Raw genomic sequence first — 26,497 nt, forward strand, 5'->3', positions numbered from 1 at the left:
AAGGGATGATGCCGTGGCGATTGGGATGGCGACTGCTGCGTCGGGAAGGTTTCAGCGGCGAGCTGCGCTGGTTTGTGCTGGCGCTTGCGCTTAGCGTGGCGTGTGTCTTGAGTGTGGCATTGGTGGCGGATCGGCTCGATGCCGGACTCAAGGCGTCTGGCCGCGACTTTATCGGAGCGGATCGGGTGCTGCGCACCGCCGCCGCCCTGCCGGATGGTTGGCTGGAACGAGCGAAACAGGATGGCTTGGCGGTGCAGATCACCGTCAGCTTCAACAGCATGCTGTTTCATGGCGATGCGTTGCAGCTCGCCTCCATTCGGGCGGTGCCCGATGGTTTTCCCTTCTATGGCAAGCTCACTCTGGAACCTGCCCGCGCCCCGGCCCCCGGCGAGATCTGGCTCTCCGCCCGGGTGATGCAGCTGCTTAAGGCCAAAACGGGGGATGAGCTGGAGGTGGGCAATACGGTGCTCAAGGTGGCCGGTCTGCTTGGCGAGGAACCGGATCAGGGTTTCAGCCCCTTCTTGCTGGCGCCGCGTGCACTGATCCATAGCGCTGATATCGAGGCGACCGGCGCTCTGCTCCCCGGCAGCCGCCAGCAGTGGCGCTATCTGTTCAAGGGGCCGCGAGAGTCGCTTGCTCGTTACGAACAGTGGCTATTGCCGCAGTTGCAGGCCGGACAGAAGTGGATCAAACCGGATGACAGCGAATCCCGTGTCGGCCGCTCGCTGGCCAATGCCGAGCGTTTCTTCCGGCTTGCTTCCCTAAGCGGGGTATTGCTGGGGGCGTTGGCGATGGGGATCGCTGTGCGCCACTTTGCCGAGCGCCAGACCAATATGGTGGCGCTGCTCAAAACCCTGGGGGCATCCCGTCGCTCGCTCTGGCAACTGATGGGAACCCTGCTGCTGTCGTTGACGCTGATCGGCGCGTTGCTGGGTCTGGTGGCGGGCACTGCCATGCAGTGGATCACCTTGCAACTGCTGGGGGACCTGCTGCCGCCGGATCTGCCGCCCCCCTCTTGGCGCCCCTTTGTGCTGGGCGTGGCAGTGGCGCTCTTTATCACCCTGCTGCTCGCTTTTGTGCCCTTCTTGCGGCTGCTGAAGGTGCCGCCGCTACGGGTATTGCGTCGCGAGCTGGAGGCGGGGATTCCCCCCTGGCTGGCCCTGCCGGTCGGTCTGCTCGGGCTGTTTGCGCTGGTCTGGGGCTTTACCGCCGATGTGCGGCTGGCGCTGGGTCTGGTCGGTGGTATGGGCTTGCTGATGGGGCTGCTGGCCCTGCTGGCGGCGCTGATGTTGCGGCTGGGAGCAAGAGTGAACGGGCCTCATGCCTTGCGGCTGGCTCTGGCCCACCTGTCGCGCGAGCGCAGCAGCGGCCTGTTTCAGTTGGCGGGCTTTGCGCTGGCATTGATGCTTTTTGGCTTGCTCTGGGCGGCCAGGGTCGATCTGCTGGATGAGTTTTCGGCCCGTCTCCCCGTTGATGCACCCAACCGTTTTCTGGTCAATGTGACCGAGAACGAACGGGAGGGGATCCTGAGCGAACTGGCGGCGGCCGGGGCCACCACCTCCGATTTCTATCCCATGGTGCGCGGCAGGCTGACCCATATTGCCGGTGAGGCGGTGGGCGAGGGGGCCAGCAGTGGCCGCGAGGGGGTAGATCGGGAGCTCAACTTCACCACCACGGCTACCCTGCCAACCGACAACAAGCTGGTGGCCGGGAAGTGGCTTGCCGGGTCCGGCGAGGTGTCGGTGGATAGCGAGTTGGCCAAGCGGCTCGATATCAAGCTGGGGGACATGCTCGCCTTTACCATCGAGGGGCGCAGCTTCGGCGCCAGGGTCACCAGTCTGCGCAGCATCAAGTGGGACAATATGCGCCCCAACTTCTACATGATCTTCTCCGAGGATCTGCTGGCACCCTTCTCCCGTACCTGGCTTGGCAGCTACCGGCTGCCCGAGGCGGGGCGCACTGCCGAGGTGGAGTTGATCCGCCGCCACCCCACGGTGAGTCTTATCGATGTGGATGACCTGATTGCGCGGCTTACGCAGGTATCGGAGCAGGTGAGCCGTGCACTGGCGCTGATGCTGGGGCTGGTGACAGTGGCCGCGCTGCTGGTGCTGCTGACCCAGACCCAAGCCAGCATGGCTCAGCGTCGGCGCGAACTGCTGCTGATGCGCACCCTGGGTGCCAGCAGCGAACTGCTGAAAAAGATGCTGCGTTGGGAGCTGGTGGCCAGTGGTGCGCTGGCGGGGCTCTGCGCCGCCATGGTGGTGGAGCTCTGCTCCTTTGGCCTGCAGTGGTGGTGGTTCGAGGGGGTGTGGCAGTTCCACTGGGCCATCTGGCTTGGCCTGCCGACTCTGGGGGCGCTGTTGGTGACGCTGGCGGGGCAGGGGATGCAGCGCCAGCTGCTGGCTGGCACCCTGAGCGATCGACTGCGGGGGCTGGGTCAGGGACTGTTGTAATCCGGCCAGCGCGAGCCGATACACACAAGGTGCAATAGCGCAGCCGCAATAAGCAAGCAGCCCGGCCTTGGTCGGGCTGCTTGCTATGCGAGGTGCTGACGAGTGGACGCAGCGAACAGGTGTGAGTTAGCGGGGCTCGCGCAGCAGATTGGCGAGGGCACTCGGCAGCTCGGGATAGCTGAAGTGGAAACCGGCCTGTTGTAGCCGAACTGGTATCACCTTTTGTCCGGTCAGCAGCAGATCTGCCGCCTCCCCCATCACCAGTTGCAACAGCGGCGCCGGGACGAAGAAGAGGTGTGGACGGTGCAGCGTGGTGGCAAGGGTCTGGCTGAACTCCCGGTTGCTGACCGGATGGGGCGCAGTGCCGTTGAAGATGCCGCTGCACTCTTCGTGCTCCAGTATGAACAGGATGGCGCGCACCAGATCCTGCACATGGATCCAGCTCATCATCTGGCTGCCCGACCCCATGGGGCCGCCGAGTCCGAGTCGGTATGGGGGGAGCATTTTGGGTAGCGCTCCCCCATCCATGCCGAGCACCAGCCCGATCCGCACGATACAGACCCGGGTCTGCTTGCTTTGTGCTTCCAGTGCCAGGGTCTCCCACTGTTGGCAGAGTTGGTGGGTGAACTCGTCGTTGGGAGAGCGGCACTGCTCGTCGAGGGTTTCGGTGCCCTGTCTGCCATACCAGCCGATGGCGGAGGCGTTGATCAGCACCTTGGGCGGCGTTGTGGAGAGCTTGATGAGATCAACCAGCTGCTCGGTCAGCAGCCAGCGGCTGTCGCAGAGCAGCTGTTTACGCGATTCGCTCCAGCGTCCGGCGGCGATGGGTTCACCCGCCAGATTGATCACTGCGTCCACGTCATTGAGGTCATCGAGCCGGTCAAGGTTATCCAATACCTTGATATCGTGACCGAGCAGGGAGTAGGCGCGGCTCCCCTGCCTGCTCAATACCACGACCTCGTGATTGACCTTGAGATGGGCAACCAGCTTGCGGCCGATAAAGCCGGTTCCTCCGGTAATCAGAATCTTCATCGTTGCACGCTCCTGCTGCCGTTTGCTCTACTCTAATGGCGTCGTCCTCCTTCAACAAGTGGACGAGTTTGACACGTTTTGTTCATTCGACTGATGTTAACTCTATCCTCTTCTTGCGACATATTGTTGAACAATAGTTTGAATTGATTGATTTTTGTCGGGTGGACATTTGTTGTTCAATCGCTATTATGGCGACCCTTTCGCCTGTCCACCGGGGCTGTCACCCACCATCCGAGCATCAAAGAGGCCGCCATGCCATTTCGTCGTTTGAAACTTCGCCAGCTTTACTCGAGGATTCTGGTGGCACTACTGATGGGGGGCGGGATCCTGCTGCTGGGGGTTGTTGCCGTTATCTGGCAGACAGTGACCGAGATAGAGCATGATTCTGATTCACGCTTGCAGCATGCCCGGATGATGTTTGATCGCTCCATCGGCCATGCCCGGCAAGCGGCCATCAATGTGGAGGGGATGCTTGGTCACCCCTGCAAGGAGGCGGCACAACTGCTGCGCGAACAGGTGGCCACTGTGCCTGATGTCCGCTCTGCCAATCTGGCTATAGGAAATCGTATCTATTGCACCTCGCTCTATGGTGACTACGATGGCCCCTTCAACCCTGACAGTTATGTGGATGGCAGGCTGCAACTGCTGCCAGGCAATGAGGTCACACCGGATCGCCCCCTGATCGTGCTGCGCCACGAAACGGACAAGGGGAGTGTGCTGATCGGTGTGGATGGCTACTACCTGCGCAATACCCTGGAGATCTCCAGCAAGAACTCCCCGATGGCTCTGGTGGTGGGGCAGAGGGCACTGTTTGGCTCAGGTCAGTTCGGGGCGGCGCCCTCTCCGGCAGAAGAGGGTTATATTGCCCTCGCTTCGGCCGATTTCCCCTATCAGGTCGTCACCCGGATCACGGTGCATGATTACTTGAGCCACGCATGGCGCTACTCCAGAGATACCTTGATCCTCTCTCCACTGCTGGCGCTGCTGATTGGATTCGGCACCTTCAGGCTGATGGGGCGTAGCAGCTCACCAGCGGAGGAGCTCAAGCGGGCGTTGATCGAGGAGGAGTTTATCCCCTACCTGCAGCCGGTGGTCTCCGGTGAGGATGAGCAGTGGCGTGGCTGTGAGGTGCTGATGCGCTGGCAGCATCCCAAGCAGGGGATGATCTCGCCGGATCGCTTTATCCCGCTGGCGGAAGATAGCGGCCTGATCGTGCCCATGACCAGCCTGTTGATGGCCGAGGTGCGTGACCACTTCTCCCCTTATGCCCGCAAGCTGCCGGCAAAGTTTCATTTTTGCTTCAATATCAGCGCCAAGCACTTCCAGGATCTCGACCTGTTGGCTGACTGCAAGGCCTTTCTCGACGCGTTTAAGGACAATCCCGTTGATTTGGGGTTGGAGCTGACGGAGCGGGAGCTGCTGGTGGCTGATGAGACAACCGCCCGGATGTTTGCTGAGTTGCGCAAACTGGGCGTGTTGATCGCTATCGATGACTTTGGCACCGGTCACTCCAGTCTGACCTATCTGCAGCACTTTCAGGTCGATGCAATCAAGATTGACCGTAGCTTTGTAGAGATGATCGGTACGGATGCACTCTCCAGCCATATCGTTGAAAACGTGATTGATCTGGCGAAGCGACTTGAATTGATCCTGATCGCGGAGGGGGTCGAGAAGCAGTCGCAGGCGGACTACCTGCGGGCTCGCCACGTTGACTATCTGCAAGGATATCGCTACGGCCGCCCCATTCCGATGAAGCAGTTTTGCAAGACCCTGTTTGGCTGAACGGGTGAATGGGGAGCATAAAAAAAACCAGCGAGCGCTCGCTGGTTTTTTGTTAATACGGTTTGGCTTGGGCGTTCAGAGCATCCGCTGGAGGGCGCGGGCCAGCCGCTTGACCCCCTCCTCGATGGTCGCCTCATCGACGCAGGAGAAGCTCAGGCGCAGGGTGTTCTTGATTTCGGGGCGTACATAGAAGGGGGCGCCGGGCACGAAGGCTACCTTCTCCTTGATCGCCTCATCAAACAGGGCCATGGCGCTGATGTGGGCTGGCAGAGTCAGCCAGAGGAACATGCCCCCTTCCGGTCTGGTGTAGCTGACGCCGGGCGGGCAGTGACGGGCCAGTGCAGCCTCCATGGCAGCACGCTGGCGACCATAGACCTCCTTGATCTTCTCCAGATGGGCATCCAGTGAATTGTCGGTCAGGAAGCGGTGCAGCACCTGCTGGCTGAAGGCGTTGCTGTGCAGGTCGGTGGCCTGTTTGGCGATAGTCACCTTCTTGCGCAGCCACTCCGGCACCAGCATCCAGCCCAGACGGAAGGCGGGCACCACGGTTTTCGAGAAGGAGCCGAGCAGCACGGTATTGTTTGGCGCCAGCTTGGCAATCGGGGGCAGATGTTCCCCTTCGAAACGCAGCTCGCCGTAGGGGTCATCTTCCACCATCAACAGCTCGTGGTTGACCAGTCGTTCGGCTAGCGCCTCGCGATTGGCACGGCTGTAGGAGACGCCGCTCGGGTTCTGGAAATTGGGCACGCCGTAGAGCAGCTTGGCATTTGAGCCGTTTGCCAGCAACGCATCCAGCGCCGCCAGATCCAGTCCAGCTTCGCCGAGGGTAATTGGCTTGAAGGTGGGTTGGTAGACAGAGAAGGCCTGGATGGCGCCAAGGTAACCCGGCTCTTCAATAATGAGATCCTGTCCCTCGTCGATCAGTACCTTGCCCAGCAGATCCAGCGCCTGCTGGGAGCCGCTGGTAATGAGGATGTTGTCCGGATTGACCTGCATGCCGTGGCGGGTCAGATAGCGGTCGGCAATATATTGGCGCAGCGGGGCGAAGCCTTCGGTCGCCGCATATTGCAGGGCGGCAGCCCCTTGCTCGCGCAGCACATCCTGACAGGCCTGATCGATCGCCTTGACCGGAAACAGGTGGGGATTGGGCAGGCCACCAGCGAAGGAGATGATCTCCGGATTGGCGGCAACTTTGAGGATTTCACGGATAAAGGAAGGTTCAACCTTCTCGAAGCGCTGGGCAAAAAACGGCTGCATAGACAATTCTCTCGGCATGTGGGCGGTCGCTCCATTCGACCGCCAGGTTATCCGTTTGTATCAGATTTCAGAAATGAGGCAATGATTGTCACAAAAATCGCCAAAAAAGGCAGGTTTGGCACCTGCCCGAATTTTACCTGCCCGTGTGGCTCCCATGAATTGAAATGAGTTAGGGCGATCTTGTTTTGTGGACAAGCAACTGACCTTACAAACCCGGTTCCTTGAGGAAGCGGATCATCAGGTCGGTGTTGGCGCCAAGTTGGCTTTCTACTCTGCCTGGGAATAGTTCCGCCATCTTGTCGAGGCGGTCGTACTGGGTGTGCCAGATTTTTCCCCACTGGGTTTCGCTGTCACGATCGCAGGCGCTCTTGGTGGTGGCGTCATAGCAGTCCCACAGCGCTGGATTGGTGCTTTGGGAGTAGCCGTCATAGCCATCAGCGCCGTTGATGGTGAAGTTGGTCGCTTCAACGTAGGCGATCGGCACCCCCAGGCAGGCAAAGGGAGCGTGATCTGACCAGCTGCCAGTCTCCCCTTCCGGATAACCGCTGTAGCTGGGATGAATGGCAAACGGGGTCGCAGTCTGTTTGGAGAGGGTAAGCAGGCGATCCCGCACCTTGGGATCGAAGCTGTAGCGGCTCGGATCTGTGCAGTTGTATTCGGCGACGTCCGAGTGGGCTGAGTGGACGTAGACGATGTCGCCCCCGGCGATGGTGTCGTAGTTCACCATCGCCAGCAGCTTGGCGACGGCGGTGCTGTCGAGGCTGGCGGCATAGGCTTTGGAGCCGTTGAGACCGTTCTCCTCCGCCCCGAAGAATGCAAAGCGAACCGTGTAGGGCAAGGTTTGTCCTTTAAGCGCCTCAGCCACTGCCAGTAGGGCTGCGACGCCAGCGCCGTTGTCGGTGGCTCCTTCAGAACCTTTCTTGTCGCCCGTACTGTCGTAGTGGGCGCCGATCAGGATCACCTTGTCACTTGTGCCCTTGAGCTCAGCGATCAGGTTTTGGGAGTTTTTACTGGCGCCGCTTTTGGTGTAGGTGAAGGGTTGGCGTTGCACATCGTAGCCCCAACCGGTCAGATGGTCCTGGATCCATGCCGCGGCACGAGTTTCTGCCTCTGTCCCCGTGGGGCGCGCGCCAATCCCTTCTGCGGTTGAGCTCAACTGCACCAGATACTCATAGGCCTGCTCGGCGGCAGCAGGGGTTTGTGAGTTATTTGTTGATGTGTCGCATCCCGCAAGCAAAGTGGTGATGGCAAACGCCAATGCTCTGTATTTCATACTGCAATCCTTTGTTGTGTATGGTTTTATTTGCGCAGGCAGCATGTACTCGACGCGTGACCGATTCTGTGAACGGGTCGGCATTTGTCAACTGTTGTCAATGAAATGGAGAGAGATGAGGGATTTGTTTCGCGAAACACTTGCGCCTTGGGCCTATCTTGGGATAATTCGCTCCCCTGTTTTCGCGGGTCGATGAAATGCCGAGCCGCGAGCGGTCCCGCTAGGGATCGGACACAAGATGTATTACCCGGATTGATGAAATAACGAGACCATTATGCCTGTGACCCAAGATGTATTTAACGAAGACGGCAAGTTCATGCGCAAGATCCGCAGCTTTGTCCGTCGCGAAGGCCGCCTGACCAAAGGGCAGGAGAAGGCCCTGGAAGAGCTCTGGCCGGTCATGGGCATCGATTTCGAGCCAAAGCAGCTCGATCTGGTCGCACTGTTTGGCCGTGAAGCACCTGTGGTGCTGGAGATCGGCTTTGGCATGGGCGCCTCTCTGGTGGAGATGGCCAAGAATGCCCCCGAGAAAAACTTCATCGGCATTGAAGTGCACTCCCCGGGCGTGGGCGCCTGTCTGGGTACCGCTCAGGAAGCGGGCGTCACCAATCTGAAGGTGATCTGCCACGATGCGGTCGAGGTGCTGGAGCACATGATCCCGAACGGCTCACTCTCCTGCCTGCAGCTCTTCTTCCCGGATCCCTGGCACAAGAGCCGTCACCACAAGCGTCGCATTGTACAGCCTGCGTTTGCCCAGGATATTCGCCAGAAGCTGGCCATCGGTGGCATGTTCCACATGGCGACCGACTGGGAAAACTATGCCGAGCACATGCTGGAAGTGATGAGCGCCGCCGAGGGTTACGAGAACACCTCTGCCACCGGCAACTGGGTGCCTCGTCCGGACTGGCGTCCGCTGACCAAATTTGAACAACGTGGCCACCGTCTCGGCCACGGGGTTTGGGATCTGATTTTCAAGCGTGTCAGCTAAGCTGGCACGTCAACACACCTAGCGTATCAACTAACTTGAGGAGCTATCATGGCCAATCGTAGCCGCCGCCTGCGCAAGAAACTGCGCGTCGATGAATTCCAGGAAATGGGTTTCGACATCAGTTTCAACTTCCCGGTCGGCACTGCCGAAGAGACCATCGATGCGGTAGTCGATGCGATGATCGATGAGGTTGTTGAACCCCGTAAACTGGCTTTTGCCGGCTCCGGTCACCTGGCCTGGGAAGGGATGATCTGCACCCAGCAACTGGGCAAGTGTACCGAAGAAGACCGCGCTGCCGTCAAATCCTGGCTGGAAGGCAAGGGGATGGAAGCCGTGGTCGTTACCGAGCTGTTCGACCTCTGGTACGGTGAACCGGCCTGATACAAGGCTGCCGCATCTGGCGCCTTGTTGTGGGTAACTGAAAAATCCCGCCGCTGGCGGGATTTTTGTCAGTGGGGATGGGATCTCCACCGCTGTTTTAGTCATGGAATCGCTTATTGCTTATGGTGTTGTCATCCGAATTACTGGCCAGCATCCTTGAAGAGGTGCGCCCGTTGCTGGGACAAGGCAAGGTGGCCGACTACATTCCGGCACTGGCTCAGGTACCGGCCGATCGGCTTGGTATCGCAGTCTGTACCGTCGAGGGGGAGCTGTTCACCGCCGGTGACGCTTTTGAACCCTTCTCCATCCAGAGTATCTCCAAGGCCCTGAGCCTGACCCTGGCACTCACCCTCTATCAGGAGGAGGAGATTTGGGCCCGGGTTGGCAAGGAGCCCTCCGGCCAGCCCTTCAACTCGCTGGTTCAGCTCGAGTTCGAGCAGGGGATCCCCCGCAACCCCTTTATCAATGCCGGGGCGCTGGTAGTGAGCGATCTGCTGGAGACCCGCCTCACTGCGCCCCGTCAGCGTACCCTCGAGCTGGTGCGCCGTCTTTCCGGCAATCCGGCCATCATGGCGGATCAGGTGGTCGCCCGCTCCGAATATCAGCACTCTGCCCGCAACGCCGCCATCGCCTATCTGATGAAGGCCTATGGCAACTTCGAAAACGAAGTGGACAAGGTGCTGCAAAGCTACTTCAATGCCTGTGCCATTCGCATGAGCTGCGTCGATCTGGCGCGGGCATTCATCTATCTGGCCAACCGTGGTGTGCCACTGGGCGAGAGCGTGCCACTGTTGCCAGTCCGCACCACCAAGCAGGTCAACGCCCTGCTCGCCACCTGCGGCCTTTATGACGAGGCGGGCGATTTTGCCTATCGGGTCGGCATGCCGGGCAAATCGGGTGTCGGCGGCGGTATCATCGCCCTGATCCCGGGCGAGCTCTGCGTCTGTGTCTGGTCGCCCGAGCTCAACAAAGCCGGTAACTCGCTGGCGGGCACGGCGGCGCTGGAGCTGCTGGCCGAGCGGCTGGGTCGCTCCATTTTTTAACCTTGTTCACTATGAATCGAGAAATCACCATGAAACGACATCTTCGCTTCCTGCAGGCCGCGCTGGCGACCTTACTGCTCTGGTGTGCCCTGCCCGCCGTGGCTGGGGAGTTGCCACCGCTTTCGCTGGCCGATGCCAAGGCCAAACAGGCGGTCATCCTGGATACCCGCGCCAGCTACTTCTATCAGGGGTGGCCGATGGAAGGGGAGAAGCAGGGCGGCCATGTGGCGGGTGCCGAGAACCTCTCTGCCGAGTGGAAATACAGCGATGAAGAGTGGCCAAAGGCGCTCGAGATCAAGGGGCTGAAGGCCGATCGTCCGGTTGCCCTCTACGGTGCCTCCCGCGAAGTGGCCGAGGTGGCCCGTTTGCTGCGCAAGCAAGGGATCAAGCAGCTGTTCGAGCTGCAAGGGTGGCAAGCCGCACCGCGCGAGTCGCTGGCACGCTGGCAGCAGCTGGTCTATCCGCGCTGGTTGGCGGACCTGCAAGAGGGCAAGCCGGTTGCCGCGGCGCCCAAGGGGGACTGGAAGCTGTTTGAAGTGGATTGGGGTTCACCCAAAGCCTACCTCATCAGCCACATCCCGGGGGCCGGTTATATCGATACCAACAGCCTCGAAGAGGAGCCGCTGTGGAACAAGGTCTCTGACGAAGCACTCAAGAAGCTGCTGCTGGATAACGGCATCCGTCACGACACCACCGTCATCCTCTATGGTCGCAACACCATGGCGGCCGCCCGTGCCGCGCATCTGATGATGTATGCGGGGGTGGAAGATGTACGCCTGCTGGACGGTGGCCTGGATGCCTGGTTTATCCAGCACCTGCGCACCGAAACCGGCCTGCCCAACAAATATGAGCCGGTGAAGGAGTTTGGCGTGGCCATTCCCGCTCACCCCGAGTACTACACCACGCTAAGTCAGGCGAAAGAGCTGCTCAAGCAGCCCGATAGCGCACTGGTCAGTGTGCGTACCTGGGACGAGTTTGTCGGCAACACCTCAGGTTACAGCTACATCAAGCCGAAGGGCGATATTCCGGGGGCCAAGTGGGGTCACGGTGGGGTGGATGCCAACAGCATGAGCGACTTCCACAACCCGGACGGCACCATGAAGCCGGCCCGCGAGATCCTCGCCATGTGGGACCAGTGGAACATCGAGCCAACTCAGCAGGCCGCATTCTACTGCGGTACCGGCTGGCGCGCCTCCGAGGCCTTCTTCTACGCCTGGCTGATGGACTGGAAACGGATCAGCGTCTACGACGGCGGTTGGTATGAGTGGAGTTCCGATCCCAAGAACCCGACCGTGACCGGTGAGCGCCAGCCCGCCAAGTCATGATTGCGCTCTTGCGCTTGAAAGAAGAGGCCGGACAGATGTCCGGCCTTTTTGTATCCGCTCGGACCTGCGCCAGCCTGCCACTACACTTTGCTGGTGGCTATCAGGTCGATGGAAGGAGTGGCTGATGAGACGGATATGGACAGGCCTGCTGGTGGCAGGCGTACTGGCACAGGGGGTAATGGCTGCCGAACGGGCTCGTTATCTGGTGCAACTCAAGCCGGGGGCGGAGGCCGCTGTGCTGGCCCAAAGCAAAGGGATGGGGGGCGAGCTGGCCCTGCAACTGCCCGAGCAGCATGCGCTGGCGCTCTGGTTGCCAGCTGCAGCAGCGACAGCGCTGGCGCGCAACCCCAACGTGCTGTGGGTGGAGCCGGATGCCAAGCGTTATGCCAGTGCCGAGACCCTGCCTTATGGCATTCCCATGGTACAGGCGCCACAACTGAGCGATGGTATGGCCGGAGAGGTGCTGGTGTGCATCATTGACTCTGGCTATAGCGGCAATCACCCGGATCTGCCCCATGGGGCGCAGGTGCAGGGTAGTGACAACGCTGGTACTGGCAGCTGGAGCAGTGACGAAAACGGTCACGGCACCCACGTGGCAGGCACCATAGCCGCCATTGGGGGGAACGACATGGGCGTGGTCGGTGTCTTGCCGAATCAGAGTGTTCCGCTGCACATCATCAAGGTGTTTGGCGCCAACGGCTGGGCTTATACCTCCAACCTGGTGGGGGCCCTCAATGCCTGCAAGCAGGGGATGAGCAGTCGTGGCTTTACTCGCATGGTCATCAACATGAGCCTAGGGGGCAATGTGCCCAGCAAGACGGAAGAGCAGGCGTTCAATCAGGCTTACAGCCAGAATGTGTTGAGTGTGGCGGCGGCGGGCAATGCGGGCAACACCAGCAAGTCCTATCCCGCCTCTTACAGCAGTGTGGTGAGCGTGGCTGCTATCGATAGCAGCAAGCAGTTGGCTTATTTCTCGCAACGCAACGATCAGGTGGAGCTGGCGGCCCCCGGTGTTGCTGTGCTGTCGACCGTGCCGAGTGGTTACGCCAGCTACAGCGGTACCTCGATGGCGACCCCTCATGTGGTCGGGGTCGCCACCCTGGCCTGGTCACAGCGGCTGGAGTGCAGCAATGATCAACTGCGCCAGACCCTGCGCAGCAGCGCCCAGGATCTGGGGGCTGTCGGACGGGACAACAGCTATGGCTATGGTCTGGTGCAGGCCAGAGCCGCGGCAGATCGGCTGGCACTTGGCTGTGGTTCCGGTACCGGTAGCAGTGGCAAACCGGGTGGTCGCAAGTAACTGATTTTTGATGGTGATCTCACTTTATTGTGCAAGTTTCCGACTGCCTGCCGGATTGGAGTAGGCTGGATATGACACCCTCGTGGTGAGGGTGAAAGGAGAAGAGTGCGCCTATGAAAAAACTGATGATGATCCTGGTGTGCGCCTTGGGGCTGGTAGCATGCAGCTCCCAATACATCATGAGCACCAAGGATGGCAAGATGATCACCACAGAGAGCAAGCCCAAGCTGGACGAGAGTACCGGTATGTATCGCTATTACGATCATGAAGGGCGTGAGGTGATGATCAATAAAGAAGATGTGACCCAGATCATGGAGCGTTGAGCGCTCATATGCAGTCAGGGCCGCAATATGCGGCCCTTCACATTTTTACCGGCAAATCTCTCCATTTTCTCAGGCAATCGCACCCCTTTCGCCACAAATGCGCGTTCGGGTACAGCTTCCGTTATGGTTCGGTCCGTATTATTGCACTCCGTTTTTTATTGGAGGTGTTATGTCCCTGATGTCTATCTGGAATTCCCGTTTTTCCGCGCGCACCCTGCTGGGTGGTGTCTTGCTGGTGGTGGCGTCAGCCAGCCATGCTGGCGATGATCAGTTCACGCTGGGGCGGACTATTTTGCTGGGGGCCGGTGATCATGGTGCGACAATTCCTTTGGTGATTTGCCGTCAGACCAAATATATCAAGGTGAAGGCGGAACGTGATTTGACCCTGGATCGGGTGGTGGTGACCTATGGTGGTGATCGTACCAAAACCATTCGCTTCGATCGGGAGATGAGCAGTGATAAAGAGACCGAGTGGAAATCACTGGGTTCGCGTCGTTGTGTGAAAAAGATCGAAGTGTACGGTAATTCAGAGCGCAGCAAAGCGGGCGTAAAAGTATTCGGCCGTAAATAATCGATGCATTTTGTCTGCACGAACAGATGAGCTAAAAATAATGGCGAGCCGTGGCTCGCCATTATTTTTTATGGTCGGCTTTGCTATTTTTTCGGCCGAAATGGCTTGATGACAGTTTCATCGCACTCAAGATACGGCCCTTCCATCAAATCGATGCAGTAGGGGATGGCGGGGAATACTGCATCCAGACACTCGCGGATCGATTTGGGCTTGCCCGGCAGATTGACGATCAGGGTATCGTCGCGCAGCCCGGCAGTCTGGCGCGACAGAATGGCGGTCGGCACAAACTTGAGGGATTCGGCCCGCATCAGCTCGCCAAAGCCCGGCATCATGCGATCACATACCGCTTCGGTCGCTTCCGGCGTGACATCCCGCTTGGCCGGGCCGGTGCCGCCTGTGGTGACGATGAGACAACACTGCTCTTCATCCGCCAGCCGGATCAGGGTCGCTTCAATCTGATCCTGTTCATCGGGGATCACCTGATAGACAGGTTCCCACTCCGAGGTCAGATAGGCGTTCAGGGTGTCGATGATGGCCTTGCCGGAGAGGTCTTCATAGATGCCCGCGCTGGCGCGATCGCTGACGGTGACGATACCGATTTTTGCCTTGCTCATGGTCTGCTCTTGAATGTCCGATAAAAGTGGCAATTAAAATAACATAATCAGTGAGATATGTTAAATCGTCGGAAGGAGCTACTGGTCATTTTATGGATGATAAAGAGTCGAATGAAGCAAAATTAATTTATCCCGACTTTTATTGGAAATAAAAAACATAAAAAAGCAGCCTAAAATGTCTAAGTGTTTTGTATGCTCTTTCTTTTTTAAGCAAATGTTTGTTTCTGCATATTATTTCAATGGATGATTTTCATCATGGTTGCCATTTTAATAACGATTACCTGAGTGGTGTGGTGAGCTCTTTGCCGCTCGGTCGTATATAAAGTTTTATATGGCTGGTTCCTCAAGTTGTAGAGCCAGCAATAGTCGCCAAGGAGGGCATATGGAGTTGCCTGATTTTGACACCCTGAAGGAGTTGGCTGCGAGTGAGCCCTCCCGGCTGGATGCGATTCTGGAGCAGCAGATCGACCAGTTGATGGCCCGTGCGAGCCCCGATCAGCAGCGCCGTCTGCGCGGGTTGCAGTTCAAGATTGATGGTCAGCGCCGTCTGGCGAAAAACAATCTTGATAGCTGTATCCGGATTACCAACATGATGCGGGAATCTTTTTATTTGATGCGCAGCGAAATGAGCCAGTTCAGAGAAGAGGGGGACCCTCCGCCTGAAAGCGATGGCAGTGGTAAAATAATCCGTCTGGCGGACTATCGACGTCGCAAATAATCTGCAATAACCCCCTTGAATGATATTTCAGCCAAATCGGTGAGGCCATAATAAAGGGGATTCCCGGCGACCTGATTGTTATGGTTTTTAATGTTAGTCGTAATGTATTTGTGATGTAATTTCTTTTCTCCTTCTTGTAATAACTAATTAGTCAGGTTGTGATAGGGGTGGATGAATAACAGTAAAAGTTAGGCTAATATGGCCGAAATTTTTATTGCTACGACTCGAAGGGATTATGAGAAGTATCACACCAAGACGGGTGTTGTCGCGGGAGCAACAGACAGAGATCACCCGCATTATCGTCAAGGTGGGTCAGATGTTGGCCCAGTTCGGGGCGGAGAGCCGGATCATCGAGCAGACCACGGTGCGGCTGGGGATGGCGCTGGGGCTGGAGAGTGTCGAAATGGCTATCTCATCGAGCGCCATCGTGCTCACCAGTCTCTATCAGGGGGGTTGCGTCACCACTACCCGGCGGGTGCGCGAACATGGCATCAACATGCAGGTGGTGTGCGAAATCCAGCGGATCTGCATCATGGCAGAGAAAGAGCTGATCGGCGCCCGTGAAGTGCGTCAGCGGCTCGAGGCCATCGTCCCCTTTCACTATCACCCCTGGTTGGTGGTCCCCATGGTGGGGCTCTCCTGTGGTGCCTTTAGCCTGCTGTTTGGCGGTGACTGGCCCATCTTCCTGGTGACCTGTTTCTCGTCTGCCGTGGCGATGCGGGTGCGCCAACTGATGGCCCGCCATCACCATAGCCCGCTCATCAACTTTGCCGCTACCGGCTTTATTGCCACCTTGCTCTCCTCCAGCGCCACCTTTTTTAACTGGGGTGACCAGCCCTATCTCGCCATGGCGGCTAGCGTGCTGCTGCTGGTGCCGGGCTTTCCGCTGATCAATGCGGTCTCAGACATGGTGAAGGGCTACTTCAACATGGGGCTGGCCCGCTGGGGGACCGCGACCCTGCTGACCATCAGTGCCGCCATAGGTATCATTTTGGCCATGTCGGTCACCGGTATCTGGGGGTGGAAAGTATGATGGATTTGCTCTGGCTACTGGCCAAGGATGCCTTCTGGTCCTCCATCCCGGCGGTGGGGTTTGCCATGCTGTTCAACGTGCCACCACGGATGCTGAAGTATTGTGCCATGGGCGGCGCGCTGGCCCACAGCCTGCGTACCTTGCTTATCCACTACGGCATGCCCATCGAGTGGGCGACGCTGGCGGCGGCTACCACGGTCGGCTTTGTCTGCGTCTACTGGTCGCGCCGTCTGCTGGCACCGCGTCCGGTGTTCAGCGTTGCCTCCATCATTCCGATGATCCCGGGCAGTTATGCCTTCAAGACCATGATTGCGGTGGTAGAGCTCAACATCAACGGCGTGACCATGGAGTTGATCCAGAGTGCGGTGGAGAACGGCCTCAAGGCGCTCTTTATCGTCGGTGCCCTCAGTTTCGGTTTGGCGATCCCCTCTCTGGTCGTGTACCGTAACCGCCCCATAATCTGACAGATGGTGAGAGGCCCCATGAAGATTTCCATGATTGCCGCCATGGCCCACGACAGGGTGATAGGCAAGGACAACCAGATGCCCTGGCATCTGCCTGCTGACTTGGCCCACTTCAAGCGTGTCACCCTCGGTAAACCGGTATTGATGGGGCGCAAGACCTTCGAATCCATCGGTCGACCGCTGCCCGGACGGCGCAATCTGGTGATCAGCCGCAATCCCGACTATCAGGCTGAGGGCATTGAGGTGGTGGGCTCCGTCGAGGCGGCGCTGGCGCTGTTGGCAGGCAGCTCGGTGGAGGAGTTGATGGTGATCGGTGGTGGTCATCTCTATGCCGAGATGTTGCCGAGCGCGGATTGTCTCTACCTGACCCGCATCGATCTGGCGGTGGAGGGGGATACCCGCTTCCCTGCTTTTGACGATGGTCAGTGGCAACGCGTTGATTGCGAGAGCCACCCTGCCGATGATAAGAACCCGCACCCCTATAGCTTCGAGACCTGGCAGCGCCGCTGACGGACGAAAGCTAATGGGCAAATAACAACAAGGGCATCTTCGGATGCCCTTGTTGTTCTGTTGGGTTTTCAAGACGGAATTAGATGCCTGAGCCGTCGTTCTCGCCATTTTCCTCGTGCAAACCGCACTCGCGCTTGAGGCCGAAGAAGCGGGTCTGCTCCTCGCTCATGCCCGGCTCCCACTTGGCGGTGGTGTGGACATCGCCCACCGAGAGATAACCCTGCTCCCACAGCGGGTGGTAGGGGAGGTCGAACTCCTTGAAGTAGTAGAAGACATCCTTGTTGCTCCAGTCGATCACCGGCAGGAACTTGAAGCGGCCGCGCTGGATGCCGAGCACCGGCAGCTTGCCACGGCTGCCGGACTGCTCCCGGCGCAGGCCGGAGAACCAGGTCTGGGCCCCCAGCTCGCGCAGGGCGCGGTCCATCGGCTCCACCTTGTTGAGCTGGTTGTAGCGGGTGATCCCCTCCACCCCCTGCTCCCACAGGAGGCCGAAGCGCGCCTCCTGCCAGGCAGGGCTGAGCTCGGCCCGATAGATCTTCAGGTTGAGTGCGAGGCGCTCGGTCAGCTCGTCGATAAAGCGGTAGGTCTCCGGGAACAGATAACCGGTATCGGTCAGCACTATCGGCACGTCGGCCCGCTCGCGGCTTACCAGATGGAGCATCAGCGCCGCCTGAATGCCGAAGCTGGATGAGAGCACATGCTCCCCGGGCAGATTGGCCAGAGCCCAGCGCACCCGCTCGGGGGCGCTCATGGTATCCAGCTCCCGGTTGAGGGGCGCCAGCGCCTCGACTTGCTCCTCACGGCCGAGGGCCAGCAGTGCCTGCAGGTCAAGGCGGCCATCTTCAGTGACATTAAGCGGCAGATTAAGCGGCATAGAAGTCCCTCGCAGAATCGATAACAGGCGCAATCACCCCAACCCGGATCACGAAGTCGCCGAAGCATTCGCCCTGATTGCGCTCGGTGGCCCAGCGGCCGATCAGCCTGTCGAGTTCGGCCAAAATCTGCGGTTCGGTAATGTTCTCCTGATAGAGGCGCGGAATGCGGGTCCCCTCCAGATTGCCACCCAGATGGAGGTTGTAGCGGCCGGGCGCCTTGCCCACCAGACCCACTTCCGCCAGCATGGCGCGGCCGCAGCCGTTGGGGCAACCGGTGACACGGAAGATGATGGCGTCATCCGCCAGCCCATGTTTGGTGAGCAAGCCCTCGATGTCGGTGACAAACGCCGGCAGCATGCGCTCGGCCTCGGCCATCGCCAGCGGGCAGGTGGGCAGTGCCACACAGGCCATGGACTGCTTGCGCTGCTCGCTCACGCCGTCATCCAGCAGGCCGTATTGGCGTGCCAGCCCTTCGATGCGGGCTTTTTCGCTGGCAGGTACCCCAGCGATGATCAGGTTCTGGTTGGCGGTCAGGCGAAAATCCCCCTGATGCACCTTGGCGATCTCCAGCATGCCGGTTTTGAGCGGCTTGCCCGGGAAGTCCAGCAGGCGGCCATTCTCGATAAACAGGGTCAGGTGGTGCTTGCCGTCGATCCCCTCGACCCAACCGAAGCGATCGCCACGGCTGGTGAACTCATAGGGGCGAACCGGCCCGAACTGGATGCCGGCGCGGTTCTCCACCTCGGCCTTGAAGGCTTCGACGCCGACACGCTCTAGGGTGTACTTGGTCTTGGCGTTCTTGCGGTTGACCCGGTTGCCCCAGTCGCGCTGGGTGCTGACCACGGCGGCCGCCACCTCCAGTACGTGGGAGAGCGGAATAAAGCCAAAGTCGCTCGCCTTGCGCGGATAGGTGCTGGTGTCGCCGTGGGTCATGGCGAGGCCACCACCCACCAGCACGTTGAAGCCCACCAGCTTGCCGTGTTCGGCAATCGCCACGAAGTTGAGATCGTTGGCGTGGATATCCACATCGTTGTGGGGCGGGATCACCACAGTGGTCTTGAATTTGCGCGGCAGGTAGTTGGACCCCAGGATCGGCTCCTCGTCCTGTCCCAGTTTTTCACCGTCCAGCCAGATTTCCACGTAGGCGCGGGTCTTGGGCAGCAAGTGCTCGGAGATCTTCTTGGCCCACTCGTAGGCTTCCTGATGCAGCTCGGACTCCACCGGGTTGCTGGTGCAGAGCACGTTGCGGTTCACATCGCCGGCGGTGGCGATGGAGTCGATGCCGGTGCTGCTCAGGGTCTTATGCATCAGCTTGATGTCACGCTTCAACACCCCGTGGAACTGGAAGGTCTGACGGGTGGTCAGGCGGATGCTGCCGTAGAGGCTGTGCTCTTCGGCGAACTTGTCGATGATCTGCCACTGGGCCGGGGTGATGATCCCACCCGGCAGGCGGGCACGCAGCATGACGTTGTGCAGCGGTTCCAGCTTCTGGGCGGCGCGCTCCGGGCGGATGTCGCGGTCATCCTGCTGATACATGCCGTGAAAGCGGATCAGCTGGAAGTTGTCGCCGTTGAAGCCGCCGGTGAGCGGGTCCTGCAGATCTTGCTCTATGGTGCCGCGCAGGAAGTTGCTCTCGCGCTTGAGGCGCTCGTTGTCGGCCAGCGGCCCTTCGACCGGTCCCGCTTTGGGGTGAGAAAGAGGTTGTTTGCTCATCAATAGACATCCCTTTGATAACGTTTGGCACGACGCAATTCGCTCAAATACTCTTCTGCTTCCTCACGGCTCTTGTGACCGTGTTCGGCAATTACATCCAGCAGGGCCTCCTGTACATCCTTGGCCATCTTGTTGGCGTCGCCACACACATAGAAGTGAGCGCCTGCTTCCAGCCACTGGTAGAGATCCTGGCCCGCTTCACGCAGGCGGTCCTGCACATAGATCTTGTTGGCCTGATCCCGGCTGAAGGCCAGGGAGATCTTCGACAGCAGCCCCGATTTCACATAACGCTGCCACTCCACCTGATAGAGGAAATCCTGGGTAAAGTGGGGGTTGCCGAAGAAGAGCCAGTTCTTGCCTTCCGCGCCCTGAGCTTCCCGCTCCTGCATAAAGGCGCGGAACGGGGCGATGCCGGTGCCCGGGCCCACCATGATGACGGGGGTGTCGGGATTGACGGGCAGGCGGAAGTTGTCGTTGTGCTCCACGAATACCCGCACCTCGCCATCCTCAATCAGCCGATCCGCCAGATAGGAGGAGGCGGCGCCAGAGCGCACAGTGCCATCTTCCTGCGGGTAGCGCACCACGCCGACGGTCAGGTGTACCTCCTCTTCCACCTCGTTCTGGGCGGAGGCGATGGAGTAGAGGCGCGGGGTGAGGGGGCGCAGCAGCCCGATCAGCTGCTCGGCAGTGAGGGCGGTCGGGAAGCGTTTCAGCACATCTACCACCTGGGCAGAGGCGACCAGTGCATTGACCTGGGCCTTGTCGCCAGCCAGATCTTTCAGCGCCGCGTTGTCCGATATGTCAGCGAGTCCTGTGATAAAGCCGCCGTGCAGCCGGGTCAATTCGAAGTGACTGGTCAGTGCGGCGTGCAAGGTGCCGTGGGCTGTGGCTTCATCGCCGGAGAGGTTGGTCAGGGCCAGCACTTCCCCTACCAGGTCGGCGTCATTGTCGAACCAGACCCCGAGGGCATCTCCCGGCTGATAGGTGAGGCCGGAGTCGGTCAGATTGATCTCGATATGGCGGATATCCTTGGTGGAATCCCGGCCGGTGATCTTCTGATTGACCGACAGGCGGGCAGGGAAGGGATTCTCCTTGCTGTACTGGCTGTGGCCAACCGCCTGCTGCACAGCGCTTGTCACGCTGCTGCTGGCCGTACCGGCGGAGAGGGTCGCGGCAATGGCATTGAGTGCCTGTTCGCTCCAGCTCTTGGCGGCATCCTGATAATCCACATCGAGGCTGGCGAGCTCATAAATGCGCTCGGCTCCAGCGCTGGCGAGGAAGTTGTCAAAATCTTTGCCGGTTTGGCAGAAAAATTCGTAGGAGCTGTCACCCAGCCCCAGCACCGCGAACTTGAGGCCGTCCAGCTTGCCGATCTTGCCTTTTTTAAGCTGCTCGAACAGGTCGACGGCGCTCTCCGGCGGTTCACCCTCCCCGTAAGTGCTCACTACCACCAGCAGGTGGCTCTCTTTCTTGAGCTGCTTGGGTTTGTAGTCGGCCATCGATGCGAGGGTGACCGGTAGACCGCGGGCCTCGGCCTGCGCTTTGATGGCACTGGCTACACCTTTGGCGTTGCCGGTCTGGGAGCCGTAGAGAATGGTCAGGCTGCCGCTGGGCGCCGCGACTTCTGCGCCGGCGGTCGCAACGGGCTGGACGCCCGCCTGGGAGAGGCCGTAGAGATATCCGCTCACCCAGGCCAGTTGCTGGGTATTGAGGGTCGAGAGTACCTGACCCAGCTGACGTTGCTGCTCGTCAGAGAGAGGGGAGAGGTTGAATGGGGAATCCTTCAATTGCATCACACGCGTCTTCCATGGTCTGATTTTTGGCCAGATTAAAGGGCGTGTTGTCTAACAACAAAGAATAAAAATATCTTCTTTATTCCATTATTGAATTTATAAAGTGATTTGGTGGTAAAGGAGATAGAAAAACGCCCCGCAGTCGCGGGGCGTTTTTATGGGCTATCACGCTCGGGATTGACCCAAGGGATTTAGCTGGCTTCTGTGGGCCTTACTTCTGCGGACGCAGGGCAGGGAACAGAATAACGTCACGGATGGTGTGGCTGTTGGTGAACAGCATGACCAGACGGTCGATACCGATACCCTGACCGGCCGTCGGCGGCAGGCCGTGTTCCAGTGCGGTGACGAAGTCTGCGTCGTAGAACATGGCTTCGTCGTCGCCAGCTTCTTTCTGATCAACCTGATCCTGGAAGCGCTTGGCCTGATCTTCTGCATCGTTCAGCTCGGAGAAGCCGTTGGCCAGCTCGCGGCCACCGATGAAGAATTCGAAGCGGTCGGTTACGTCCGGGTTCACGTCGTTGCGGCGAGCCAGCGGAGAAACGGCAGCCGGGTACTCGGTGATGAAGGTCGGTTGCAGCAGCATGTGCTCCACGGTCTCTTCGAAGATCGCGGTGATCACGTGGCCCAGCTCCCATCCCTTCATCAGCTCGATGTGCAGACGCTTGGCAACGGCCTTGGCGCTCTCCAGGGTAGCCAGATCGTCCAGAGTTACGTCCGGGTTGAACTTCAGGATGGACTCGACCATGGTGAGGCGCTGGAACGGCTGACCGAAATCGATGGTCAGGCCCTCTTCGCCCTCTTTGGCGTAACGGATCTTGGTGTTGCCCAGAATGTCTTGCGCCAGGGTGCGCAGCAGCTCTTCGGTCAGGTCCATCAGATCGATGTAGTCGGCGTAGGCCATGTAGAACTCGATCATGGTGAACTCGGGGTTGTGACGAACCGAGATACCTTCGTTACGGAAGTTGCGGTTGATCTCGTAGACACGCTCGAAACCACCGACCACCAGACGCTTCAGGTAGAGCTCCGGAGCGATACGCAGGTACATATCGATGTCCAGCGCATTGTGGTGAGTGACGAACGGACGCGCGGAGGCACCACCCGGGATGACTTGCATCATCGGGGTTTCCACTTCCATGAAGCGCTTTTCATTGAAGAATTTACGGATACCGGCAACCACCTGGGTGCGGATCATGAAGGTCTTGCGGGACTCTTCGTTGGCGATCAGATCCAGGTAGCGCTGGCGGCAGCGAGCTTCCTGGTCGGTCAGGCCTTTGTGCTTCTCGGGCAGCGGACGCAGCGCCTTGGTCAGCAGGCGGATATCGGAAACGTGAACGGAGAGCTCACCGGTCTGGGTCTTGAACAGGGTACCTTCGACACCCACGATGTCGCCCAGATCCCACTTCTTGAACTGCTCGTTGTAGAAACCTTCCGGCAGGTCGTCACGGGTGACGTAGACCTGGATCTTGCCGGCCATGTCCTGCAGGGTGGCGAAAGAAGCCTTGCCCATGATCCGGCGGGTCATGATGCGACCGGCAATCTTCACCCGTTTACCCAGGCTCGTCAGCTCCTCGGCGCTTTTGTCGTCGAACTCTGCGTGCAGATCGCCAGAGAGGCTGTCGCGACGGAAGTCGTTGGGGAAAGGATTACCCTGGGCGCGCAGGGCGGCCAGCTTGGAACGACGCTCGGTCATCTCGTTGTTGAGTTCGAGAGTTTGGTCGACTTCCGGAGTGATGGTTTGTTCAGACATGGTGATTCCTGCTTGTTTACAGACCTGATTTCAGGCTGGCTTCGATAAACTTGTCCAAGTCACCGTCGAGCACCGATTGGGTATTACGGGTTTCGACGCCGGTGCGCAGATCCTTGATACGGGAGTCATCCAGCACATAGGAACGGATCTGGCTGCCCCAACCGATATCAGACTTGGTCTCTTCCAGGGCTTGTTTCTCAGCGTTCTGCTTCTGAATTTCCAGCTCGTAGAGCTTGGCTTTCAGCTGCTTCATACACTGGTCTTTGTTTTTGTGCTGGGAACGGTCGTTCTGGCACTGTACCACGACACCGGTCGGAACGTGGGTAATACGTACCGCGGATTCGGTTCGGTTAACGTGCTGACCACCGGCACCGGAGGCACGGTAGACGTCGATCCGCAGATCCGCCGGGTTGATCTCGATATCGATATCGTCGTCGATCTCGGGGTAGACGAACACAGAACAGAAGGAGGTGTGACGGCGGCCACCGGAATCGAACGGAGACTTGCGAACCAGACGGTGTACGCCGGTTTCGGTACGCAGCCAGCCGAATGCATATTCGCCGGTGAACTTGATGGTGGCGGATTTGATACCAGCCACGTCGCCTTCGGAGCATTCAATCAGCTCGGGCTTGTAGCCGTGGGCATCGCCCCAGCGCAGGTACATGCGCAGCACCATGTTGGCCCAATCCTGCGCTTCGGTACCACCGGAGCCGGATTGAATATCGATATAGCAGTCGGAGCCGTCGTGCTGGCCGGAGAACATGCGGCGGAACTCGAGGTCCACCAGCTTGGCTTCCAGTTGCTCGGATTCGGCGATAGCTTCGTTGAAGGTCTCTTCGTCTTCTCCTTCCACGGCCAGGCTCACCAGCATCTCGACGTCATCCACGCCCTGGGTCAGGGTGTCGATGGTGCCGACCACGTTTTCCAGCGCGACGCGCTCTTTGCCCAGCGCCTGTGCGCGCTCGGGTTCATTCCATACGTCCGGCTGTTCCAGCTCGGCGTTGACCTCTTCTAGACGCTCTTTCTTGGCGTCATAGTCAAAGGTACCCCCTAAGAAGCTCGGTCCGCTCAGACAGCTCCTTAAGTTTATTTAATACGGGATTAACTTCGAACATCGTGAAAACTCTCAGGGTCGATGTGATTTAAAAACGGGATATTCTAGCCAATTGTGGAAGGAATAAACAGGGTTGCCTTGGCTTGTGCGGCTCATGCCGTCAATTTCTGGTGCACTTTTCTCCACCTCGGTAGAAAATATCGCCCGCCGACCCATTTTCAGGTTCAGTTTTGGCCATTCGGGTCGCTAATGACTACGTGTAGTGTTGTGCAATTTAGGGAAAAACCCGCTCCTCACCTCAATAAGAAGAACACATGATGAAAAACCTGTCACTCAAGCAGAAGATACTGTTGTCAGTGGTGATCGCCCTTTCGCTGGTGATCTCGTTGCTCTCCTGGCAGAGCTATAGCAGCCAGAAGAGTCTGTTGCTGCAAGGCAGCCAGGAGCAGTTGCAGCGGTTGGGCACCCAGCAGGCCGAGCGTGTCAGCGACTGGCTCGCCGCCCGTCGCGACGTCATTCAGGCGCTTGGCAACAAGGCCGGTGTCGACCCCCTCAATGCCTTGCAACAGGCACAAGTTTCCGGCCGTTTCCAGCTCACCTATTTCGGTGAGAGCAGCGGCAAGATGAATGACTCCGATCCCTCCATCAACCGCGATGGCTACGACCCGCGCTCCCGTGGCTGGTATCAGGAAGCAATGGGCAAGGGCGGCCTGATTGTCACCAAGCCCTATCTCGACGTGGCTTACAACATCATGGTGGTGACCCTGGCCCAGCCGGTTTCTGGCGGGGTAGTCGGTGGTGACCTCTCCATCGCCTCGCTGGTGGAGGACGTCACCAAGATGAAGCTGCCGGCCGATGGTTTTGCCATCATGATGCACAAAGACGGCACCATCATCGCCTACAAGGATGCCGCCAAGGCGATGAAACCGGCCACCGAGATCGACAACGATCTGACCAATGCGCTGATCGAGCAGAGCAAGGCCAGCAACGGTCTGGTGGCGGCCTACTTCGACAACGAAGGACGTGACAAGCTGCTGTGGGCGGTCGATATCCCCGACACCGACTGGGAACTCGTGTTGGTGCTGGACAAGGCCGCGCTGGAAGCGCCGCTCTCCTCCCTGCTGATGACCCAGCTGGGCATGGCGCTGCTGGTGCTGGTGGGCAGTATCCTCGCTATCTCCTGGCTGGTCAGCATGCTGCTGGGCCCGCTCAGCAAGGTCTCCCAGGCACTGGCACGCATTGCCGATGGTAACGGCGATCTGACCCAGCGCATCAAGATCGATGCCAACGATGAAGTGGGTCAGCTGGCGAACAGCTTCAACCGCTTCGTCGGCAGCCAGCACCAGCTGATCGGTAATATCCGCCAGCTGGCCAACGAGCTGAACGCCGATGCCGAGCGCAGTCTGGTGACCAACCAGGCCGCGGTGGACGAGCTGCAGCGTCAGCAGCAGGAGGTGACCATGGTCGCCACTGCGGTCACCGAGATGGCGAGCGCCACCATGGAGATCGCCGGCAACGCCGAGAACACCGCCGCCGCTGCCCAGCAATCTGCCCAGAGCAGTGAGCAGGGCAAGATGCTGGTCAACAAGACCCGCCAGTCCATCAATGGTCTGGCTGAAGAGGTGGGGCAGGCGACCGAGGTGATCGGCGAGCTGAGCCGTCACGCGCAGGCGATCACCAGCATTCTCTCCACCATTCAGGGGATTGCCGAGCAGACCAACCTGCTGGCGTTGAACGCGGCCATCGAAGCGGCCCGTGCTGGTGAGCAGGGTCGTGGTTTTGCGGTGGTGGCTGACGAGGTGCGGGTGCTGTCTCGCCGTACTCAGGACTCCACCCAGCAGATCCAGTCCACCATCGAGACCCTGCAACAGACCACCGCCCGCGCGGTGAGCCTGATGCAGACCAGTCAGGGGCTGGCGGACAACAGCGTGCAGGATGCGGATCAGGCGGTGCGCGCACTGGAAGAGATCACCAGTGCCATCTCCCTCATCTCCGACATGGCGGGCCAGATCGCCACTGCCGCTGAGGAGCAGACCCAGGTGACCGGCGAGATCACCCAGAACACCACCGCCATCAAGGATGTGAGTGACGAGATCACCGCCGCCGCCATGCGCGATCTGGATCAGGCCCAGAGTCTCAAGGGACGGGCAGCTGACCTTAACCAGCAGGTGTCGACCTTTATCCTGTAAGGTGCAACTCTCGGCCTGTTCCGGCTGAGATAAAAAAGCCCCGCCCTCTGTCGAGTGCG

The 26,497-nt window shown here is 59.2% G+C and carries 23 protein-coding genes; 14 read left to right on the forward strand and 9 right to left on the reverse strand.

All coding sequences use genetic code 11. The features are described from left to right. The first annotated feature begins 5 nt into the window (after positions 1-5). Entirely contained in the window at positions 6-2,453 is a 2,448-nt protein-coding gene (locus G5137_RS11215; protein WP_227342046.1) for an ABC transporter permease, read from the forward strand. A 126-nt stretch (positions 2,454-2,579) separates the two neighbouring features. Here G5137_RS11215 and G5137_RS11220 read toward each other — a convergent pair whose 3' ends face one another. Continuing rightward, a complete protein-coding gene (locus G5137_RS11220; protein WP_216953000.1) occupies positions 2,580-3,485 on the reverse strand; it encodes a TIGR01777 family oxidoreductase in 906 nt (301 codons plus the stop codon). Positions 3,486-3,737: 252 nt separating this feature from the next. Here G5137_RS11220 and G5137_RS11225 point away from each other — a divergent pair, with 252 nt between their 5' ends. Beyond that, positions 3,738-5,267, forward strand: coding sequence for an EAL domain-containing protein (locus G5137_RS11225; protein ID WP_421235947.1), 1,530 nt, complete (start codon positions 3,738-3,740; stop codon positions 5,265-5,267). Between the two features lie 75 nt (positions 5,268-5,342). Here the strand turns inward: G5137_RS11225 and G5137_RS11230 are convergent, their stop codons facing one another. Together G5137_RS11230 and G5137_RS11235 are read right to left on the reverse strand one after the other, a co-directional pair. After that, positions 5,343-6,524, reverse strand: coding sequence for a PLP-dependent aminotransferase family protein (locus tag G5137_RS11230; RefSeq protein WP_421255382.1), 1,182 nt, complete (start codon positions 6,522-6,524; stop codon positions 5,343-5,345). Positions 6,525-6,729: 205 nt separating this feature from the next. After that, on the reverse strand, positions 6,730-7,797 hold the full coding sequence (locus G5137_RS11235; protein WP_216953001.1) for a M28 family metallopeptidase: 1,068 nt from the start codon (positions 7,795-7,797) through the stop codon (positions 6,730-6,732). 274 nt (positions 7,798-8,071) lie between these two features. Here G5137_RS11235 and trmB point away from each other — a divergent pair, with 274 nt between their 5' ends. The 7 genes from trmB to G5137_RS11270 all read left to right on the forward strand — a co-directional run bounded on the left by trmB (position 8,072) and on the right by G5137_RS11270 (position 13,728). Beyond that, complete coding sequence (gene trmB, locus G5137_RS11240; protein WP_144714313.1) at positions 8,072-8,785, forward strand: tRNA (guanosine(46)-N7)-methyltransferase TrmB; 714 nt, start codon at positions 8,072-8,074, stop codon at positions 8,783-8,785. A 48-nt stretch (positions 8,786-8,833) separates the two neighbouring features. Then, positions 8,834-9,166 carry a YggL family protein gene (locus G5137_RS11245; RefSeq protein WP_005348158.1) on the forward strand — a complete coding sequence of 111 codons (333 nt, stop codon included), beginning with the start codon at positions 8,834-8,836 and terminating at the stop codon, positions 9,164-9,166. A 122-nt stretch (positions 9,167-9,288) separates the two neighbouring features. After that, the gene (glsB, locus tag G5137_RS11250) at positions 9,289-10,209 is read left to right on the forward strand and encodes a glutaminase B (protein WP_421255383.1); all 921 of its coding nucleotides are present in this window, start codon (positions 9,289-9,291) and stop codon (positions 10,207-10,209) included. 29 nt (positions 10,210-10,238) lie between these two features. Beyond that, positions 10,239-11,534 (forward strand): sulfurtransferase, encoded by a 1,296-nt coding sequence (locus G5137_RS11255; protein WP_319920095.1) that lies wholly within the window; start codon positions 10,239-10,241, stop codon positions 11,532-11,534. A gap of 124 nt (positions 11,535-11,658) precedes the next feature. Continuing rightward, a complete protein-coding gene (locus G5137_RS11260; RefSeq protein ID WP_227342051.1) occupies positions 11,659-12,834 on the forward strand; it encodes a S8 family peptidase in 1,176 nt (391 codons plus the stop codon). Positions 12,835-12,947: 113 nt separating this feature from the next. Continuing rightward, on the forward strand, positions 12,948-13,157 hold the full coding sequence (locus G5137_RS11265; protein WP_129503426.1) for a YgdI/YgdR family lipoprotein: 210 nt from the start codon (positions 12,948-12,950) through the stop codon (positions 13,155-13,157). Positions 13,158-13,326: 169 nt separating this feature from the next. Next, positions 13,327-13,728: a DUF2541 family protein gene (locus G5137_RS11270; protein ID WP_129503427.1), complete on the forward strand. Its 402-nt coding sequence runs from the start codon at positions 13,327-13,329 to the stop codon at positions 13,726-13,728. Between the two features lie 83 nt (positions 13,729-13,811). Here the strand turns inward: G5137_RS11270 and mog are convergent, their stop codons facing one another. Then, entirely contained in the window at positions 13,812-14,342 is a 531-nt protein-coding gene (gene mog / locus G5137_RS11275) for a molybdopterin adenylyltransferase (protein ID WP_005354170.1), read from the reverse strand. A gap of 382 nt (positions 14,343-14,724) precedes the next feature. Between mog and G5137_RS11280 the strand changes: the two genes are divergently transcribed. From G5137_RS11280 to folA, 4 genes are all read left to right on the forward strand, one after another. After that, positions 14,725-15,060 carry a DUF3135 domain-containing protein gene (locus tag G5137_RS11280; RefSeq protein WP_005348142.1) on the forward strand — a complete coding sequence of 112 codons (336 nt, stop codon included), beginning with the start codon at positions 14,725-14,727 and terminating at the stop codon, positions 15,058-15,060. Between the two features lie 235 nt (positions 15,061-15,295). After that, positions 15,296-16,093 (forward strand): threonine/serine exporter family protein, encoded by a 798-nt coding sequence (locus G5137_RS11285; RefSeq protein ID WP_005348133.1) that lies wholly within the window; start codon positions 15,296-15,298, stop codon positions 16,091-16,093. Further along, entirely contained in the window at positions 16,090-16,557 is a 468-nt protein-coding gene (locus G5137_RS11290) for a threonine/serine exporter family protein (RefSeq protein ID WP_026035076.1), read from the forward strand. The genes G5137_RS11285 and G5137_RS11290 overlap by 4 nt, the downstream gene beginning before the upstream one ends. An 18-nt stretch (positions 16,558-16,575) precedes the next feature. Next, on the forward strand, positions 16,576-17,067 hold the full coding sequence (gene folA, locus G5137_RS11295) for a type 3 dihydrofolate reductase (protein WP_421255384.1): 492 nt from the start codon (positions 16,576-16,578) through the stop codon (positions 17,065-17,067). A 79-nt stretch (positions 17,068-17,146) separates the two neighbouring features. Here folA and G5137_RS11300 read toward each other — a convergent pair whose 3' ends face one another. The 5 genes from G5137_RS11300 to prfB form a co-directional block, all read right to left on the reverse strand. Further along, positions 17,147-17,941, reverse strand: coding sequence for a phosphoadenylyl-sulfate reductase (locus tag G5137_RS11300; protein WP_421255385.1), 795 nt, complete (start codon positions 17,939-17,941; stop codon positions 17,147-17,149). After that, positions 17,931-19,655 (reverse strand): assimilatory sulfite reductase (NADPH) hemoprotein subunit, encoded by a 1,725-nt coding sequence (cysI, locus tag G5137_RS11305; RefSeq protein ID WP_421255386.1) that lies wholly within the window; start codon positions 19,653-19,655, stop codon positions 17,931-17,933. Before cysI ends, G5137_RS11300 begins: the two co-directional genes overlap by 11 nt. Then, positions 19,655-21,448, reverse strand: a complete 1,794-nt coding sequence (locus G5137_RS11310; RefSeq protein ID WP_421255387.1) for an assimilatory sulfite reductase (NADPH) flavoprotein subunit — start codon at positions 21,446-21,448, stop codon at positions 19,655-19,657. The genes cysI and G5137_RS11310 overlap by 1 nt, the downstream gene beginning before the upstream one ends. Positions 21,449-21,659: 211 nt before the next feature. Next, positions 21,660-23,195: a lysine--tRNA ligase gene (gene lysS / locus G5137_RS11315; RefSeq protein WP_421205090.1), complete on the reverse strand. Its 1,536-nt coding sequence runs from the start codon at positions 23,193-23,195 to the stop codon at positions 21,660-21,662. Positions 23,196-23,211: 16 nt separating this feature from the next. Next, positions 23,212-24,310 (reverse strand): peptide chain release factor 2 gene (gene prfB / locus G5137_RS11320; RefSeq protein WP_100645262.1). Its coding sequence is split into 2 segments (ribosomal slippage): positions 23,212-24,234 and positions 24,236-24,310, totalling 1,098 coding nucleotides; the frame shifts between segments, so codons are not numbered across the junction. 256 nt (positions 24,311-24,566) lie between these two features. Between prfB and G5137_RS11325 the strand changes: the two genes are divergently transcribed. After that, positions 24,567-26,438: a methyl-accepting chemotaxis protein gene (locus G5137_RS11325; RefSeq protein WP_201946356.1), complete on the forward strand. Its 1,872-nt coding sequence runs from the start codon at positions 24,567-24,569 to the stop codon at positions 26,436-26,438. Positions 26,439-26,497: the final 59 nt, after the last annotated feature.

The sequence above is a fragment of the Aeromonas sp. 600282 genome, assembly GCF_049175755.1.
In the GTDB taxonomy this organism is placed as follows: Bacteria; Pseudomonadota; Gammaproteobacteria; order Enterobacterales; family Aeromonadaceae; genus Aeromonas; species Aeromonas veronii_A.